General features: G+C 63.4%; 15 protein-coding genes. 9 read left to right on the top strand and 6 right to left on the bottom strand.

Annotated elements, in window-relative coordinates:
* The first annotated feature begins 39 nt into the window (after positions 1 to 39).
* From C84B14_RS16420 to C84B14_RS16400, 5 genes are all read left to right on the top strand, one after another.
* On the top strand, positions 40 to 1,146 hold the full coding sequence (locus tag C84B14_RS16420) for a hypothetical protein (protein WP_353225714.1): 1,107 nt from the start codon (positions 40 to 42) through the stop codon (positions 1,144 to 1,146).
* On the top strand, positions 1,136 to 2,431 hold the full coding sequence (locus C84B14_RS16415; RefSeq protein WP_353225712.1) for a hypothetical protein: 1,296 nt from the start codon (positions 1,136 to 1,138) through the stop codon (positions 2,429 to 2,431). The genes C84B14_RS16420 and C84B14_RS16415 overlap by 11 nt, the downstream gene beginning before the upstream one ends.
* A 127-nt stretch (positions 2,432 to 2,558) precedes the next feature.
* The gene (locus C84B14_RS16410) at positions 2,559 to 4,214 is read left to right on the top strand and encodes a phosphoenolpyruvate carboxykinase (ATP) (RefSeq protein ID WP_353225711.1); all 1,656 of its coding nucleotides are present in this window, start codon (positions 2,559 to 2,561) and stop codon (positions 4,212 to 4,214) included.
* A 459-nt stretch (positions 4,215 to 4,673) separates the two neighbouring features.
* Positions 4,674 to 5,669: a putative solute-binding protein gene (locus C84B14_RS16405; protein ID WP_353225709.1), complete on the top strand. Its 996-nt coding sequence runs from the start codon at positions 4,674 to 4,676 to the stop codon at positions 5,667 to 5,669.
* A 14-nt stretch (positions 5,670 to 5,683) separates the two neighbouring features.
* Positions 5,684 to 6,250 (top strand): hypothetical protein, encoded by a 567-nt coding sequence (locus C84B14_RS16400; RefSeq protein ID WP_353225707.1) that lies wholly within the window; start codon positions 5,684 to 5,686, stop codon positions 6,248 to 6,250.
* 514 nt (positions 6,251 to 6,764) lie between these two features.
* On the opposite strand, the gene bamJ is transcribed toward C84B14_RS16400, so the two are convergent.
* From bamJ to C84B14_RS16385, 3 genes are all read right to left on the bottom strand, one after another.
* A complete protein-coding gene (gene bamJ, locus C84B14_RS16395; protein ID WP_353225705.1) occupies positions 6,765 to 7,628 on the bottom strand; it encodes a BamJ family beta-barrel-assembly machinery protein in 864 nt (287 codons plus the stop codon).
* A gap of 78 nt (positions 7,629 to 7,706) precedes the next feature.
* A complete protein-coding gene (locus tag C84B14_RS16390) occupies positions 7,707 to 9,053 on the bottom strand; it encodes an MFS transporter (protein WP_353225703.1) in 1,347 nt (448 codons plus the stop codon).
* 313 nt (positions 9,054 to 9,366) lie between these two features.
* Positions 9,367 to 10,575, bottom strand: coding sequence for an argininosuccinate synthase (locus C84B14_RS16385; RefSeq protein WP_353225701.1), 1,209 nt, complete (start codon positions 10,573 to 10,575; stop codon positions 9,367 to 9,369).
* Positions 10,576 to 10,916: 341 nt separating this feature from the next.
* Between C84B14_RS16385 and rnt the strand changes: the two genes are divergently transcribed.
* The gene (gene rnt, locus C84B14_RS16380; RefSeq protein ID WP_348766814.1) at positions 10,917 to 11,573 is read left to right on the top strand and encodes a ribonuclease T; all 657 of its coding nucleotides are present in this window, start codon (positions 10,917 to 10,919) and stop codon (positions 11,571 to 11,573) included.
* A 153-nt stretch (positions 11,574 to 11,726) separates the two neighbouring features.
* Positions 11,727 to 12,548 carry a lysophospholipid acyltransferase family protein gene (locus C84B14_RS16375; RefSeq protein WP_348766815.1) on the top strand — a complete coding sequence of 274 codons (822 nt, stop codon included), beginning with the start codon at positions 11,727 to 11,729 and terminating at the stop codon, positions 12,546 to 12,548.
* On the opposite strand, the gene phaZ is transcribed toward C84B14_RS16375, so the two are convergent.
* The 3 genes from phaZ to C84B14_RS16360 form a co-directional block, all read right to left on the bottom strand.
* Positions 12,502 to 13,485 (bottom strand): poly(3-hydroxyalkanoate) depolymerase, encoded by a 984-nt coding sequence (phaZ, locus tag C84B14_RS16370; protein WP_353225698.1) that lies wholly within the window; start codon positions 13,483 to 13,485, stop codon positions 12,502 to 12,504. The two genes, C84B14_RS16375 and phaZ, sit on opposite strands and share 47 nt — an antisense overlap.
* A 100-nt stretch (positions 13,486 to 13,585) precedes the next feature.
* A complete protein-coding gene (locus tag C84B14_RS16365) occupies positions 13,586 to 14,434 on the bottom strand; it encodes an alpha/beta fold hydrolase (RefSeq protein WP_353225697.1) in 849 nt (282 codons plus the stop codon).
* On the bottom strand, positions 14,418 to 16,124 hold the full coding sequence (locus C84B14_RS16360; RefSeq protein ID WP_353225695.1) for a PHA/PHB synthase family protein: 1,707 nt from the start codon (positions 16,122 to 16,124) through the stop codon (positions 14,418 to 14,420). Before C84B14_RS16360 ends, C84B14_RS16365 begins: the two co-directional genes overlap by 17 nt.
* Positions 16,125 to 16,268: 144 nt before the next feature.
* Between C84B14_RS16360 and C84B14_RS16355 the strand changes: the two genes are divergently transcribed.
* On the top strand, positions 16,269 to 17,642 hold the full coding sequence (locus tag C84B14_RS16355) for a YihY/virulence factor BrkB family protein (RefSeq protein WP_353225693.1): 1,374 nt from the start codon (positions 16,269 to 16,271) through the stop codon (positions 17,640 to 17,642).
* A 39-nt stretch (positions 17,643 to 17,681) separates the two neighbouring features.
* Positions 17,682 to 18,051 (top strand): AMP-binding protein (locus tag C84B14_RS16350; protein ID WP_353225692.1); only part of this gene is annotated, 370 nt, incomplete at its 3' end.

Raw genomic sequence — 18,051 nt, 5'->3', positions numbered from 1 at the left:
ACGATGCAATGAAATAACGACGTGCGAGGAGAAACGTCGATGACAAGAAAAAAGATCGTGGGCATCACGATCGCCGGGCTCGTGGTGCTGTGCGCCGGCGCGGTGATTGCCATGAAGGCGGCCCAGCCGGAAGCGGCCGAATCGGCCACCATCATTACCGCGAAGCATGCCCAGCTCGCCTCGATCGAAGACTACAACGACGGGCAGAACAGCTTCTCGGAAGACTTCAACCCGGTCATCCGCGAACGGACTCTGCGCGACTCGGGCCGCAAGTCGGTCGGCCTGTTCATCAAGAACGTGTATTTCCGGATCGTCGGCGACATTGCTTTCGATACCACCGAGCTCTCGGCCGTTCTGTTTCCGCGCACGCCGGGTAATCCCATCGTGCTGGACGATCCCACCTCTTTCATCTTTCATCCCTTGCACGGCCAGGTCACGCTGCCGCCGAAAGCGTTGTCGGCACTTTTCAACCAGTATCTGGCGGATTACGACGACTCCCAGCTGCGCAACATCGAAGCCTCGACCGACGACAGCGGCCAGCTGGTGGTGGAAGGCGAGGCGGCAAAAATACCCGGCGTATGGCTGCCCTTCCACATGGCCGGACAGGTAACGCTGGAACAAGGCCATCTGTTCGTCTATCGGCCGGACGAAATCAAGCTCGGGCCCATGGAAGCAAAAGGTCTGCTCGAGGCGATCAACCTGCAGCTATCGAAACTGCTGCAGATCGAGTCCGAGGGCGCCGGTTTCTCCGGTAACAACGTGGTGCTCGACCTCAATCATGCCCTGCCGCCCCCGGAGCAGAGCGTGCACGTCGCAAACATGAAAATCGACAGCGCGGGTGTTCATCTCGATATCACCAGCGACAAGAACCCCGAATTGCCGGAGCCGGTGGTAAAGAGCGACAGCTATGTAATGCTCCAGGGTGGCGACATACGTATTCAAAGAGCGGTGATTACCGATGCCCGCCTGCAGCTGATGGCGCGCGATGGCGGCAAGCTCGATGCCTCGCTCTACAATTATCGCGAACAGATGGTCAACGGCGTGCTCGATGCCACCCCGGCCGGTGAAATCGCGATTTATCTCGCCGACTACGTGCCCGTCGACTACGTGGGGTCCGCCCTGCCGGAGGATAGCGATGCATCCTGAAGCCTCCTTCCCGAACCGGGGCATGCGCAGGGCTCGCGGGTTGTCCCTGCTCGCCGTCGCGTTACTGCTGCTGACCACGAGTGGCGCCGGCTTGGCCCAAGGCCAGATGCGCAAGTCGCTGGGCCCCGAGCCCGGACGGCTGGCCCCTGCGCTCAATGACGAAGAAAGCCGGGACCCGGACGAACAGGACCCGGACGAAAAAGACGAGGACACGGCACAGAGCCCGGCCGACGTCAACGACAAGAAGACGGTGCAGCCCAAGGTTGTGACGGCGCAACAACAGCGTTACGCGACGCTGCGCCGCACATGGAGTCAGCGTCTACTGCCGGATGCGCTCAAGTCGGACGTCGGCCAGTTCACGCTGCGCGACTCGGGCGTGCGCGCTATTGCACTGCAGGCGAAAAACGTCGAGTTCTTCATGGACAAGAACGTCGGCTATTACGTGGACAACCTGCGCGCCCTGCTCATACCGCGCAACGCCGGGGAACCGGTGAACTTCGACGATCCGGAACAGTTCGATATTCATATCCTCTCCGGCGAGCTGGTGGTCCGGCCGAAGGATCTGGATGCGCTGTTCAACAACTATCTGCTCGACTATCAGCCGCGCTCTCTTTCACGCGTAACGAACAAGACCTCCAAGGACACGCTCACCGTGGAAGTCGGTGCCCGCCTGTTCGAGTTCATCCCGCCCGTCGGGGGACTGCCGACCACGCTCGAGGGCCCGATTACGGTGACCGGCGACAACAAGCTGGTCTATGCCCCCACCCAGGTCAAACAGTTCGGTATGCCCGTCAAAGCGCTGCTGTCGGGGGTCGGGCTCGATCTGGCCACGCTCACCCCGTTCGATCGCGAGGGCATAAAGCTTGAGAAAGACAAGCTGATCATGGATCCGGAACGGATTTTCCCACCGCCGCACGTACAGATCGACCATATCGACAGCGCCACGCTCAGCGATGCCGGGCTCACGCTCAAGTTTTCCAGCGATACATCGTCTGCGGGTTTCAGCGATCCGCCGGTCGCTACCGACAGCTATATCTGGCTGCAGGCCGGCGACGCCCGCTTCTACTCCACCCTGCTCGTGAACGCGAACCTGCAGTTGATGAGCGACTCGGACGAGCGGCTGAAATTCAACCTTTACCATTACCGCGCCCAGAGCGCCGCGGGCACCATCAGCGCGCAAATGGACGGGGCGCTGATCGTGCGTGTGCCCAACCAGTTCAAGATCGACGACGGGGATATCCACCAGTACAGCGGCCTGACGCCGCGTTCCTCGACGTCGGACTAACGCGAACATGGCCGCCCCGCAGGCGCACTGCCGCGGGTACGCTGGCGTATTGCCAGCCACAACCCTTACCGGTAATCTGCGCGTTTTTGCCGGCCCGGCGGGCCGGATGCCTTCAGGACAAGTGCATATGAGTTTGAATGCCGAGTTGAACAAGACGCTGGGCCTGGACGGCCTGGAGTACCGCCACAATCTCGGCAAGGACGCGCTCTTTAGCGAGGCGCTTGCGCACGATCGCGGCCGGATCCGTACCGACGGACCGGACGATGAACCCAAGGCCTACGAAACCGCGCTGGGCCTGGAAGGCCCGCTGGTCTACTACTCCGACCCCAGCTGCACTGGGCGCCCGGTCCAGGACACCTTCGCCGTGGCGTGGCCCGAGGTCGCGGATAAAATCTGGTGGAAGTCGGACTTCCAGCAGTTCGCGCCGGATAATTTTCAGCCGCTGCTCGATCGTGTCGCGGCCCATCTCAATGAGCGCGGCCGGCACCTGTATGTTCAGGACGTCTACTGCGGCTGGGATGCTTCGTACGCGGTGCCGTATCGGTTCGTGGGCGAATTCGCGACTCATGCCCTGTTCGCCAAGAACATGTTCGCCGACGGCGTCGACGTGGAAAACCCGGATGACAAGCGCTGGACGCTGCTCAACGTGCCGAGCTTTCACTGCGACCCGGCCCGCGACGGCACCAAATCCAACCGCGCGGTGATCATCGATATCCGCAATCGTATCGGTCTGGTACTGGGCCGGGCCGACTACTGCGGCGTGGTCAAGAAGACCATGTTCACGGTCATGAACTACCTGTTGCCGGAAATGGGCGAAATGCCCATGCACTGCTCGGCCAACGTGGGCGCACGCGGCGACGGCGCGATCCTGTTCGGCCTGTCCGGCACCGGCAAGACGACCCTCTCCGCCGACCCGAATCGCGAGCTGATCGGCGACGACGAACATGCCTGGACCGAAGACGGCGTATCCAATTTCGAAGGCGGCTGCTACGCCAAGCTCATCGATCTCGACAAGGACGCGGAGCCGGTGATCGCCGGCGCGCTGTCCACCCCGGGCTGCATCATCGAGAACGTGCCGCCGCTGCCCGGCAAGGCCTTGGCCGACACCGATCCGCAGGATCTCGACCTGACCGACGGCTCGATCACCGAAAACACGCGCCTATCCTATCCGCTGTCGGCCAACCCGAACGTCGCCGACGGCGCGCGCGGCCCGCATCCGGAAACCATCGTACTGCTGACCGCCGATGCCTTTGGCGTACTGCCGCCGGTGTCGCTGCTGGATACGAAGGACGTGATGTATCACTTCGTATCGGGCTTCACCTCCAAACTCGCCGGTACGGAAGTCGGTGTCACCGAGCCCAAGGCCGCATTCTCCGCCTGCTTCGGCGCGCCCTTCATGTCGCAGAAACCGTCGGTCTATGCCGAAATCCTGGCCGAGAAGATGCGCACCCACAAGGCCCGCTGCATTCTGCTCAACACCGGCTGGTCCGGCGGTCCGCACGGCGTGGGCAAGCGCATTTCCATCAAGCACACGCGTGCCCTGCTCAACGCCGCGCTCGCCGGCGATCTCGATCCGGAGAACACCGAGTACGAGAACCATCCGATCTTCAATCTCGCCATGCCCACGCAGTGCCCGGGCGTACCCAGCGATATCCTGAACCCCCGCAACACCTGGGAAGACAAGGCAGCCTACGACAAGCAGGCCGAAATGCTGCGCGACATGTTCCGCGAAAATTACCAGGCCAAGGGTTTCGACCAGCTCGGTATCGAAGCAGCCATGTAATGCGTAGTCGCGGCCCGCTCGGGCCGCGACCACTGGCGCGCCGAGGCCGTCTTCGCGCTGCGGCGATCGCTCAGCGGGTACGTGTCAGGGCCTGTTAACGCAATCGAAATCGTCGCGTCGCGGGCCTCTTTCGTGCAAGACAATGCGCGAGCTGCAACGCCGGGTCGCGCGCCCTGAATCATCAGGCACGGGCCCGCGTACAAACGACGTGCGTTCGAAAATCCACCATGCGGCACTGCGTCTCGGTCGGTGGTTCACCCAACATCTGCCCTCGCGCCTAGCCTGGCGAATTCCTCGCAACGCGACGATTGGCGATAGCTTTAACAGGCCCGAGAACGCGTCAGCCAACGATGTGAACAGTTGTTGACTTGGGCTCGTTTCAACTCTAATGTGTACAACTGTTCACATAGAGACTTAACGTATCCGATGAAACGATTCGTTGTTCGTGGCCTTTTCGCCATGTGTGTTCTTGCATGCACACAGGCGTTCGCTCAGGCCCAGCCGAGCCGTGTGGCCTGTGTGTTCGATCCGGTCGGGGCCGATGGCTTCGTCTACGAGCTGTTCACCGACTATGCGGTCGCGGCCCGGGACTGGGGCTACGCCCTTCAGGCCCGCGCGTATACCGACGAAACCGTGGCCGCCAACGATTTCAAGGCCGGCAAATGCGACATGGTCGTAATCTCCGGCGTGCGGACCCGATCGCTGGTGCCCTTTGCCGGCAGCCTCGACATGGCCGGCGGCCTGCAAAGCTACGAGTCGCTGCGTCGTGCCATCAAGGCCATGGCAGCGCCCAAAGCGGCGCCCCTCATGCAGGCCAACGGTAACGAAGTGGTCGGCGTCGTGCCGCTGGGCAAGGTGTTTCTGTTCGCCCGCGATCGCAGCAATCTGGAAAGCCTCGACCGGCTGGCCGGCAAGCGCATCGCCATTCTTTCCTACGATCGCGCCTCGCGCCGGGTGGTGGAAGCGGTCGGCGCGTCCCCCGTGCCTGCGGATATCGCCTCGCTCGGCCCGCTGTTCAACAACGGCAGCGCCGATATGACCTATGCGCCGGCCATCGCCTACGAGCCACTCGAGCTTGAGCACGGCATTACGCCCGATGGTGGTATTGCCAACTTCGTGCTCGGCATGCTGTCCGGCCAGATCGTCGTGCACCAGAACCGTTTTGACCCGGATTTCGGGCCGAGCTCGCGTAGCTGGGTCGCCAATACCCTCTCCTCGCGCATGATCGAGCGTCTGGAAAAGGCCGAAGCGCGTTTGCCCTACGACCGCTGGGTGGTTATCGAACCCGAGCGTGCCGAGCGCTACCGGCAAATGTTTCGGGACGTGCGCGAGCGACTCTGGCAGGAGCAATGGTATAGCCACCGCATGCAGCGTCTGCTCAAGAAGCTTCGCTGTAACGAACACCACGAGCTGGCTGAATGCAGCCTCGATACGGAAGGCGGACCCGTCTACTAAACGCGATTGTCGCGATGAAGAAGAGTATATCCCTCGATCCAGGGCGCATTCGCCATTGGCGCGAACAGCGTGGCTTGACCCAGCAGGCACTCGGCGACGCCGTGCTTGCATCCGCGAAACCGGCGTCGCGACTGCGGCGCATCCAGGCCTGGGAACGCAACGGCCGGGTCTGGGATCGACTGGTGGACGAGCTCACGCGGGCCCTCGATGTCGGCATCGACGATCTGAAGGCGTCGAATGCCGATATCGCCGGACTATGGCTATGCTGGACCGGCCCTGGGCGTCCACCGGCCGCCGCCGTGCTGCGCTCCAGCTTGCACCAGGCTTTCGACGAAGTGCATCAACGGATCGAACGCGCCTGCGATCCGCGCGAGCGCCTGCGGGCGGCGCTTTTTCATACCGGCACGGTGTTTCGTATTGAACTGACGGCCCCCGATGCGACCAACGGGCCGGCACCCACGCCGCTGTTTGTACAGGCGGTGCGCTGGCACACGCGCCACGGACTGTTATGGCGGCGGCCCACCGCGCTCGAGCGCAACAACCTGCAACGCCTTTTCGATAGCCGCGTCGAGCGTTCCTAGACCACTGCCCTGCACCGCGCCGTCTTTTGACCCGGCCATCAAGCCATTGAAAGAAACGAAGCGCATGCGCCGGCCTGTCTTTCGATGGCGTGGAAAACGACGAACGCAGTCAGCGGTTCCCGTACCGGACCAGGGCCTGTTACCGCGAACGAAATCGCCGCCCCGTCTCTCATTTTCCGTGCAAGACAATGCGCGCTGCGCGTGGTGTCGCTTTGCGACACGCGCGAGCTGCAATGCCGGATCGCGCACCTTGAATAATCACGCAGGGGGCGCGTCCCGACGGGATGCGTTCGAAAAATCCACGATGCAGCGTTGCGCACCGTTCATTGGGCTCACAGAACGTCTCTGTTCGCGCCTGGCCTGGCGAATTCCCGGAAGGCGAGACGACGATTGGCGCTTGCGTTAACGGGCCCCAACAATCCGCCATCCCGCGTGGTTCTACGCACAAAAAAAGCCGCCGGCACGATTGCCGGCGGCTTCGTTATCTGCGGCCGATAGGCCGCGCGCTCACGCGTTACGAGTTGGTATCGGCGTCGGCGTTGGCGTCGGGCTGGGCTTTGCCCTGTCCGCTGCCCGCGCTATTGTCGCCTTCGCCGCCGCCTACCTTGAGCAGCTCGACGTCGAAGATCAGCGTCTCGTTCGGGCCGATCTGAGCACCCGCGCCGCGTTCGCCGTAGGCGAGCTTGGCCGGAATATAGAGCTCGTACTTGGCGCCCTGCTTCATCAGCTGCAGCGCTTCGGTCCAGCCGGGGATGACCGCATCCACCGGGAAGGTCACCGGCTCGCCGCGTTCGCGCGAGCTGTCGAAGACCGTGCCGTCAATGAGCTTGCCCGTGTAGTGCACGGTCACGCTGTCGTCCGCGCTCGGCGTGGGGCCGTCCCCTTCTTCGAGCACCTTGTACTGCAGACCGCTATCGGTGGTCTTGACTCCGTCCTTGTCCTTGTTCTCGGCCAGGAACTTCTTTCCCTTTTCGAGGTTGTTCTGTGCCTGCTCGCTGGCCTTCTGCTGCTGTGCGGCCTCCATCTCCTTGACGAAGCTCTGCATAACGCTATCGAGCTCGTCCTGGCTCAGGCGCGTTTCCTTGCCGCTGACCACGTCGCTTACGCCCTCGGAGAGCTCGTCGACCTGGATATCCACCGGCAGCTCCTTGAGCGAATTGCCGATGTCCATGCCCAGCGCATAGCTGCGACGCGCCTTGTCGCTGTCGAAATCGCCGGCCTTGTCGCTGTTGGCGGCGCTATCGCCACCTTCGGCGCTGGCGGCGCTGTCGTTACCGTTGGAGGCACCTGCATCGGCCGACGCGTTGTCGGCGTCCGACTGGTTACCGCATGCCGTAAGCGCGAACAGGCACGCCAACAAAGCCATATATCGTTTCATTGAAATCATCCATGTCCAATTCTGGAAACCGCAAGCCTACGCTAAAGGCCCCAAGAGAAAAAGTCGCTTTTATCTGGCTCAAACGCCCGGACGACCGGCGTTTTCAGCCGACTCGCCGCCGCTTGGCTCGGGCGGCGCATCGGTCGCGTCACGCGTCGCATGCAACTCGTCGAATACATGCGGCGTCTCCATATAGAGGTCGTGACGCGGATCGAGTTCCAGAATCGCCGGACTGGTATTGGCCGCCACGATGGTCACGAAACGGCTCTGCTCGGCCACCGCTACCGACGGCGTGGTAAAGCCACGCCAGAATACGAACAGCGAAAACAGCGCGAAAACGCCGGCCAGAAACGCGAACAGCCCCGGCGGGCCCAGGGCCTGCATGGCCAGTGCACCCGCCACCGGGCCGATACAGGTGCCCACGCCATAGGCCAGCAGCAGCCCGGCGCTGGCCGCGATCGGGTCACCGCTGTCCATATAGTCGTTGATCATCGACAGGCTGACCGGATAGAGACAGGCCGCCAGGCCGAACAAGGGCGCGGTCGCGATATAGAGCAGCCGCATATCGGTGGCGCCGGCGACCGCGGCCACGATACCGGCCGCCGTGGCAATACAGCTGACCACGGCAATGGTCAGACGCCGATCAAAATGGTCGGACAGACGGCCCACCGGCCATTGCACGACCATGGTGGCCACCACCGCGAACGCCATGTAGCGCGAAACCTCCGACAGACTCATGCCGATATCGCTCGCATACACCGGTGCGAGCGTACTGAAGCCGGCCACCAGCGCGCCGCCGGCGATACCGCCCAGCAGGCCACTGGGCGACAACGCATAGAGCTGGCGAAACCTCAGCCGGGTAGCGGCATCCGGCGCCGGTGCTTCCGAGCGGGTCAACGCCAAGGGCACCAGCGACATCACGATAAGAATGGCCACGATGGTATAGATCGGGTAGTCGTCGGTTTCACCCAGCGACACCAGATACTGGCCGAGCGCGGCGGCAAAGAAGAACACGACCTGATAGATGCCCAGCAGCGCCCCGCGAATCGCGTGCGTGGCACGCCCGGAAATCCAGCTTTCCAGCACCATGATCAGCCCGGCCGCACAGAAGCCGACCAGCACACGCAATACTGCCCAGAGTGCGCCGTCGAAAAACAGCGGGTGGATCAGCGAAGCCGAACAGGCCACGGCCGCAAAGGCCGCAAACGAACGTACCTGACCCACGCGTCGCACGAGCCGCGTCGCGAACAGCGAACCGATGACGAAGCCAACGCTATGACAACCCAGAATGAGGCCGATCTGTAGCGTGGACAGCTGATCTGAGCCGAGCTCGACGGCCACGACCGTGGTCAGCAGCGACGTGCCGGCAATGAACAGGGTAAGGCTGGCAAACATCGCCGCCAGCGAGATGACCACCTGGCCCATGGGGTGCACTCTTGCAGTAAAAAGTCGATGCGATATGCGCATCGATCCGTTTGGCGCGCGCCATTTTAATGGCGGCTGCGGTTCTTCGATAGCGCTTGGCGCGATACATGACGTCGCCGACCAGACGCACCATTACTAGCGCACCTCGATCACCCTTCAAGTCGGGCGTTACTGACTCGAACTCTCGAGGCGAAGTCGGTACTGGCCTGTCGAGCTACAAATAACGGCCGAACGCGATGCGGCTTGCGCCCATCGGGCAAAAAAAACGCGCCGTTAAAACGACGCGTTTCTTCATGCCGACGGATAGGCCGTTCTAGCGCTGGCGATGCCCCAGGCGCAGCCGCAGCGCGTTCAGACGGATGAAGCCGGCGGCATCCTTCTGATCGTAGGCGCCGCGATCATCCTCGAACGTGGCGATCGCCTCGTCGAACAGGCTGTCGCTTTCCGAGGCACGGCCCACGATGGATACACTGCCCTTGTAGAGCTTCACCCGCACCGTGCCGTTGACGTGCGCCTGCGATCTGTCGATCGCTGCCTGCAGCATCTCGCGCTCGGGCGAGAACCAGTAGCCGTTGTAGATGAGTTTGGCATAGCGCGGCATCAGCTCGTCCTTGAGGTGGGCCGCTTCGCGATCCAGCGTAATCGACTCGATCGCGCGGTGCGCACGCAGCATGACCGTGCCGCCGGGCGTTTCGTAGCAGCCCCGCGACTTCATGCCGACATAGCGGTTTTCCACGATGTCGATTCGGCCGATGCCATGTGCGCCCGCCAGTTCGTTGAGCCGTGCGAGCACCTGGTAAGGCGTCAACCGTTCGCCGTCGATGGCCACGATATCGCCTTTTTCGAAGGTGAGATCGATTTCCTGGGGCGCGTCGGGCGCCTCTTCCGGTGCCACGCTCCATTCCCACATGGAATCCTCGGCGGGCGTCCACGGGTCTTCGAGCACCCCGCCCTCGTAGGAGATATGCAGCGCGTTGGCGTCGGTGGAATACGGCGACCCCCCGTCCGCCTTCTTGCGGATGTCGATGCCGTTTTCCTCGGCATAGGCGAGCAGCTTCTCCCGCGAATTCAACTCCCACTCGCGCCACGGCGCGATCACCTTGATGCCCGGCATCAGAGCATAGGCCGACAATTCGAAGCGCACCTGATCATTGCCCTTGCCGGTAGCGCCATGGGCGATCGCATCGGCGCCGGTTTCACGCGCGATCTCGACCAGCCGCTTGGAGATCAGCGGCCGCGCGATCGAGGTACCAAGCAGGTATTCGCCCTCGTAGATCGCATTGGCCCGAAACATCGGGTAGACGAAATCGCGCACGAACTCTTCGCGCAGATCGTCGATGAAGACTTCCCGCACCCCGAGCTTCTCGGCCTTGGGGCGGACCTCATCGAGTTCTTCGCCCTGGCCGATATCGGCGGTAAAGGTCACGACTTCGCAGTCGTACTCGTCCTGAAGCCATTTCAGGATGACCGAGGTATCCAGGCCGCCGGAATAGGCCAGCACTACTTTATTGACGTCGCTCATAGGCTTGGTGTTTGGCTGTTCGCAATGAATGGCGTAGCAAGCCGCGCATTATACGCACGCCGAGCGCCACAGCCATCGGCGCATGGGCGCGCAGGCAGGGCGTGACGCCGCGATATCGCTGCGGCTGCCGACCGGCAGGAATTGCCGTTTGCGCTCTCATACCGGCGCCCCAGGGCGCGATCTGCGGCCCAACCCGAGGCAGCGGGGGTTATTTTGCGACAAAAGCTGTTGCAGCGCGCCGGCGCGCAATGCCCGGGCGGCACGCCATATCTCTGGCCCTGCCGGGTGACCGTGCTGCGCGCGGACTCGCATGAAACGTCAACAGGGCCTACTATCGCGCCATGACAGATATCCAATCTTCCGAATCCGCGCTGCCGATGATGGCGCAACGCTTTCGCGGCTTTTTGCCGGTCGTCGTCGACGTGGAAACGGGCGGCTTCAACAATGCCACCGATGCCCTGCTCGAAATCGCCGCAGTCACGGTCGACTTCAATGCCGACGGCGAACTCGAATTGCGCGAATCGGTGTCGTATCACGTCGAGCCTTTCGAGGGCGCCAACATCGAGCCAGCGTCACTCGAGGTCAACGGTATCGATCCGCACCATCCGCTGCGCCCCGCGCTACCCGAGCGTGAAGCGCTGGCACGCGTATTCCGGGTGGTGCGCACCATGGTCAAGGAAGCAGGCTGCAAACGCGCCGTGCTGGTCGGCCACAACGCGCATTTCGATCTGGGCTTTCTGAATGCGGCCATCGCCCGCACCGGCATCAAGCGCAGCCCGTTCCATCCCTTTTCCTGTTTCGACACGGCCACGCTCGCCGGCGTTGCGCTGGGCCAGACCGTGCTGCGACGTGCGGCGACCGCGGCCGGCATGAGCTGGGATAACGACGCCGCGCATTCGGCGCGCTACGACACCGAGCAAACGGCGCGGCTTTTTTGCACTATCGTCAATCGCTTCCGCCCGATCTACGAAAATATCCCGCCCCTGCCCCAGGACTGAGAGCCGAGCGCCCGGCGGAACGCTCTTTGAGCTCCCGGCGGCGACATCGCCGCGGCCGCACGGCCGTGGATAGCGAACAGGATTGTTAAAAAATCGCTTTCCCGACCGCGCACTTGCCGACACCCGGCCAAGCGGCTAACTTGTGCCCGCGATATGGCTGACTCTTCATTTTCTGCTGCCCCGCGTCCGCTGATGGGACGCTTCGGCATGTGTCTCAAGGCAGCGCGCCTGATTGGCTTGCTGCTGCTGGGCATCGTGTTGCTGCCCTGCGTGCCGTTGATTGGCAAACGCTCCTGGAAACTGGTGCGCTGGTGGCACGGCCGCATGCTGCGCGTATTACACGTGGGCCTGGAAATCGACGGCGAGCTGCCCGCCGGACCGGTGCTGATCGTGGCCAATCACTGCTCGTGGCTGGATATCATCGTACTCGGCCACGCATTCAATGCCTCGTTCGTATCCAAGGCCGAGATCGGCGGCTGGCCGCTCGTGGGCGCGTTCGCCCGTGCAGCCGGCACCCTGTTTCTAAGCCGCGGCGCGGGCAAGACCTCCGAAACCTCGGAAAAGATCCGTTCTGTACTCGATGCCGGCCGCTCGGTTCTGTTCTTCCCCGAAGGCACCACCACGGCAGACCCGATGCCGCGTCGCTTTCATGCACGCCTGTTCGCCGCCGCCATCGAGGGCGAATACCCGGTGCTGCCGGTGGCGCTGCGCTACTGCGACGACACCACGCCGGCGGATATGCACCACGCGCTCGCGCCGTGGGTGGACGAGGCAGCGCTTGGCCCGCATTTCAAGGATCTGTTCCGGGTCCACGATATGCGTGCCCAGGTGCGCCTGTGTGCCCCGATCGACCCGCGCGGCTACGATCGCCGCAGTCTGGCCGAGGCCAGCTATCTGGCGATAAGCCATCGCCAGTCTATGGCCGCGATCAGGGCTCAACGTCGGGCAGTGTCCGGGTCGCGCTCAGCGGCTTGAGGGTGCCGTCCGGCGGCAGGTTCTGGGCGGCGAAGTAGTCCTGGCCATCGCTGCCGTCATAGCGGCGCTCGTTGATGAAGCGCTTGATCACCGCCGCACTTTCGTTGGCGCGCACCAGCAGAAACAGATGCCCGCCGCCGCGCACGATGTGCAGATAGGACTTGGGGATGAGCCAGTAGAGCAATCGGATATTGACCAGCGGCATGACCGGGTCGTCGTCACCGCCCATGATCAGCGTCGGGCAGCGCAGCCGATGCAGGCGATGCACGCTGGTCCAGCCCAGGCCGGCGATAAGCTGATTGAGGTAACCGCGCGTCGAGGGATCGGGCGAAAAGTGGCCGTTGCGTTCCAGCAGTTCCGGGCGACGCCGCATCAACCCGCCATAAAGCGTGGGCGCGAGCTGGGCAAGATTTTCGTTCTTGTGGAAGCGGCGGGCGTTGGTCAGGCGCTTGAGCACGTTCGAGCGCGCGGGCAACGCCAGCATGCCGGGCGATGTGGCCGCCAGAATCAGCCGGTTGGTGCGCTCGGGGAAGTCCAGCGCGAACTGCTGCGCCAGCGCCCCACCCCAGGAGACCCCGGCGATATTGATCGGCGAGTCGTAGCCTAGCCGGTCGAGCAGCCGGGCCGACAGCCGGGCCAGCCAGCGAAACCGGTGCGGCACGGTCAACGCCGGGGAATCACCGGCACCGGGCACGTCGAATACGATGACTTCCACATCGTCGAGCGCGTTGACCAGCGGTAACGTCATGTCGAGATTGGCGCCGATACCGTTGAATACCAGCATCGGCCGGCCGCGACCCCGGCGTACGCCCACGCGCAGCTCGACCCCGTCCACGTCGACGGACTCGACCTGCATGCGCGTGCGCCGGCGCAGGACGCTCAAATTGGGCGGTAGACTGCGACGGGGCGAGTTTTTATCAGCGGCCACTGCGCTCATGATGCCCCCTCGAAAGCGCGAATAACATGTCGCGAAGCGACGCGCTCGATTCTACGACTTTTGCCGCAGCGCAACAAAAATGGCGCAGGCATATCGTAATTCAAAACGTACTATTCTGATCGGCGGCGCTGATCGCAACCTTAGCCTCGAGAAACTCGTCGAGCATTCGAACCACGTCGTCCGTGCGTTCGAGCACGAACCAGTGGCCACCGCCGCGAATAATCTCCAGGCGTGCCTGCGGCAGCAATAAAGACAGCACCCGCGCGTTGACCGTGGGCACGATGGAATCGTCGTCCCCGGCGAGCACGAGGGTCGGTATGTTCAAGCGATGCAGCCAGGTGAGGCTACTGAAACCGGTCAGCGCATATATCTGCGCGGCATAACCGCGCCGGGTGGGCGCAGTGGCACGCCGAAATGCGGTCGCGATCTGTCGGCATTCATCGTTGCGGCGTCCGCCGAAGACGATTCTTGCCTGCTCCCCGTCGGGCGCAACCCGGCCAAGCGCATCCGGGCGGGCCAGACGAACCAGACTGGCCAGGCGGCCGGGAAACATCAGCTGACCGCTTGCCGTCGCCGCCAGCACGAGTCTTCGTACCCGATCGCCCTGCGACTGCGCGAACTGCTGGGCCAGCAGCCCGCCCCAGCCAATGCCCATGACGTCGACGGGCTCGCTCAGGCCGTAGTGATCGAGCAGTTTCGCGAGCAGTGTCGCCAGTGCCGGCATGCGGCGCATGCGCACCACCTCTGCCGAGGTGCCCACGCCGGGCAGGTCGAAACGCAGCACCGGCCGCCCCAGGGCGGTCGCGAATTCGTCGAGTATGTCGAGGTTGGCAACGAAATCGTTGCACAACAGCAAGGGCACGCCGCGCCCCGAAACGAACGCGGTATGCAGGCGCTCGCCGTCGAGCGCCACATGTTCGATATGCGCCGGCTCAGATCTGGCGGACATAGCGTCCCGGAGCCGGCTCGATCGGCTCATGGTTGTCGTTGCCGTAGACCGTGGGCGCGTCGACGCGCGCTCCCCCATGGCATTCGGCCCAGCGTACCCAGGCCGGCCACCACGAACCGGCCTGTTCGCGCGCGCCGCGGCGCCAGGCCGCGGGGTCGAGGCTGTAATCGTCGTTGACGTAAAACCGCATGCTGTCGTCGTCCGGCGGACATAGTATCGACTGGACATGGCCGGCCGAACCGAGCACGAAACGCATGTTGGTACGAAACATCTGCATCGAGCGGTAGCAGGCCTGCCAGGGCGTGATGTGGTCGCGCGCACCGGCCACCACGAATACGTCGCGATCGATGGCCGCGATATCGAGCGTTGTACCGTCGATCGCAAAATCGCTGCCGCGACGCAGCAGGTTGCGCCGGTAGATCATGAGCAGATCGGCGTGCAGCGCAGCGGGCAGGCGCGTGGTATCGCTGTTCCAGTAGAGCACGTCGAACGCCGGGGGCTCGTTGCCGAGCACATAGTTATTGACCACGAAGTGCCAGATGAGATCGTTCGGGCGTAGCCAGGCAAAGGTGCGGGCCATATCGGCACCGTCGAGCACACCGGTAAAGCGTGAGCGCGCAAGCGCAGCGGTCACGGCCGCGTCGTCGGCCACGCGTGCCAGCCGTCGGCCGCGCGGCGAATCGAGCATGGTGACGAACAGCGACAGGCAGGACACTTTCTCCTGCTCGCCGCGTCCGGCCAGCCAGGCCAACGTCACGGCCGCGGTCAGGCCGCCGGCACAGGCACCCATGAGCTTGACCGGCTGCTCGGCACAGATGCCGCGTACGATATCGATCGCCTCGGCAGTGGCCCGCACGTAGGCAGCCAGGTCCCAGTCGCTCTGGGTGGCGGTTGGGTTGCGCCAGGAGATGGCGAACATCTGCTGGCCGCAGTCGAGCGCATGGCGCACGAAGCTCTTCTCGGGCGACAGGTCGATTACGTAGTACTTGTTGATCTGCGGCGGGCAGAACAAAACGGGCTGGGCATCGACCCGAGCGGTACGCGGGCTGTACTGGATCAGCTCGAAAATCTCGTTGCGAAACACCACGGCGCCTTCGGTCGCGGCGATGTTGCGTCCGACGCGAAAAGCGCTCGCGTCGACCTGGCGCGGCAGGCCGCGATTGGTACGAATATCTTCGAGCAGGTGTCGAATACCGCGCAGGATGGACAGCCCGCGCGTCTGCGCGGCCGCGTCGTAGAAGCCCGGGTGCGTCGCAAACAGATTGGTCGGTGCGCCGGCGGCCACCAGATGCTCGGCCACGAACAGCAGACGACGGCGTTGATCGGCACCAATGCGCAGACCGTGGACGAGCTCCAGCAGCGCGCTCGACCAGGCCAGATAGCCCTGCAACAGGCGCCGAAACGCGGGGTTCTCCTGCCAGGCGACATGGGTGAAACGCCGATCGTCCGGCGCCGGGCGCAGCTTCGAGCGACCAGCGGCGATACGCGTCATCTCCAGCGATAGCGACGCCTGTGCGCGCGCAAGTGCGATCGGATGCAAGGCCAGCACCCGCAGCAGCTCGCCGCCGGACGACAGCGCTTCGCCCCAGCGCGAGCCGACGAACGCCTGCGCCCCGTTGAGATCACGCAGGGCCCGCGGCGAACTATCGCTGGCACGGGTGATATCGGTATCGAAAGCGGTTGCGTTCATAAGAAAACGGCTCCAAAGCATGCTCGCGGTATGCCACATGCCGCTTCACGCCGCAGCGTCGACGGCGTCTCACAGGCCGATGCGAGCGCGAGCGCTGGAGAGGGTTACAATGCCTACGGACCGCCACCCAAGGCAACTCGCCCTATGCTGACCCGGATTCGCAACCGCTTCAACGAGGCCATATGGCAGCCCGAGCTCGACGAGCTGGCTGCGCCGAAACGCTGGGGCGTGACCGCCGTACGCATCGTCCAGATACTCGTGCGCGACTTCCAGAACGGTGAAATCACGCTGCGGGCCATGGGGCTGGTCTATACCACCCTGCTGTCGCTGGTGCCCCTGCTCGCACTGGCCTTTTCCATGCTCAAGGCTTTTGGGGTGGACAACGCGCTGCGCCCGGTGCTGCATCGTTTCCTGGCCCCGCTCGGGAGCCAGGCCGACGAAATCATCGACAAGGTCGTCGGCTTCGTCGAAAACGTGCAGGTCGGCGTGCTCGGCGCCATCGGCGTGGTGCTGCTGATGTATTCGGTGGTCTCGCTCATCCAGAAGGTCGAGTCCGGCTGCAACTACATCTGGCAGGTCAGAAAGATGCGCTCGCTCGGGCGTCGTTTCACCGAATACCTGAGCATTCTCATCGTCGGGCCGATCGTGGTGCTTGCCGCGAGCAGCATGACCGCTTCGCTGACCAGCAATACGGTCGTCGAATATCTGAGCACGATCGAACCTTTCGGCACGTCTCTTTATGTCGCCGGTCGGATGGTGCCCTACGTGCTCTACAGCATCGGCTTCACGCTGCTCTATACCTTCATGCCCAATACCAAGGTGCATTGGCTGCCGGCCATCGGCGGCGGCGTATTTGCGGGCGTACTCTGGCAGAGCGCCAGCCTGGGCTTTGCCGTGTTCGCCTCCAACTCCAGCAACTACAACGCCATTTACTCGAGCTTCGCGATCCTGATCCTGTTGCTGGTCTGGCTGTACGTGTCGTGGCTGATCATGATGCTGGGCTGTCGCGTGGCGTTTCTGCTCCAGCATCCGGAACAGCTCACCCGCGAGCCCTACCCGCCGCGCCTGGGCGGCGCCGACCGAGAGCGCATCGCGCTTTTATTGATGGGCCTGATCGGCTACAACTTCATGCATGCCAATCCGCCGTGGCAAATCGCGCGGCTGGCACGGTATCTGCGCGTGGCCCCCGATCATATCTATTCGATCGTCGACCAGTTGGTGGCAGCCAACATGCTCATCGAAAGCGGGGACACCACGATCACGCTGCTGCCACGCCAGGATATCGAGTCGCTCAAGGTCGACGATATTCTGGCTGCGGCGCGCAGCGGCGATGTGAATGCGGCGCCCACGCCACGCGACGACCGACTGCATCGTGAGGTAGAGGGCTGGATTTCGCGTAGTCTTGAGGCTAGAACACAGGTGTTCGAACAACTGTCGCTGCGGGACCTGGTGCGTGCCAGCATGCGCACACCCGGTGGCGAAGCGACAGAACACAGGGGGAGGCAGCCGGCGGTCTAATCAAGACGCCGGCCATACCAGACGCCAGAGGGAGGGCATATGGACAAGAACTGGTTCGAAAACTATCCGATCGGGGTCAAGCAGGATATTGACGCCAGCGCATTCGACTCGCTGGCCCATATCATCGAGCATAGCTGCAGGCAGTACGGCGACCGCGCCGCCTTTTCCAACATGGGTCAAACGCTGACCTATACGGCTATGGAGGCCAAGTCCCGGGCTTTTGCCGCCTATCTGCAGCAGACGCTGGGCATGCGGCGCGGCGAGCGTATCGCCATCATGATGCCCAACTGCCTGCAGTACGCCACCGCCCTGTTCGGCGCGCTGCGCGCCGGCCTTGTGGTGGTCAACATCAACCCGCTCTACACCGCGCGCGAGCTCGAGCATCAGCTCAAGGACGCCGAGGTACGCA

Source organism: Salinisphaera sp. C84B14 (assembly GCF_040361435.1).
In the GTDB taxonomy this organism is placed as follows: domain Bacteria; phylum Pseudomonadota; class Gammaproteobacteria; order Nevskiales; family Salinisphaeraceae; genus Salinisphaera.
The sequence above is the reverse complement of the archived record's forward strand: the minus strand, read 5'-3'. Positions and strand labels throughout refer to the sequence as shown.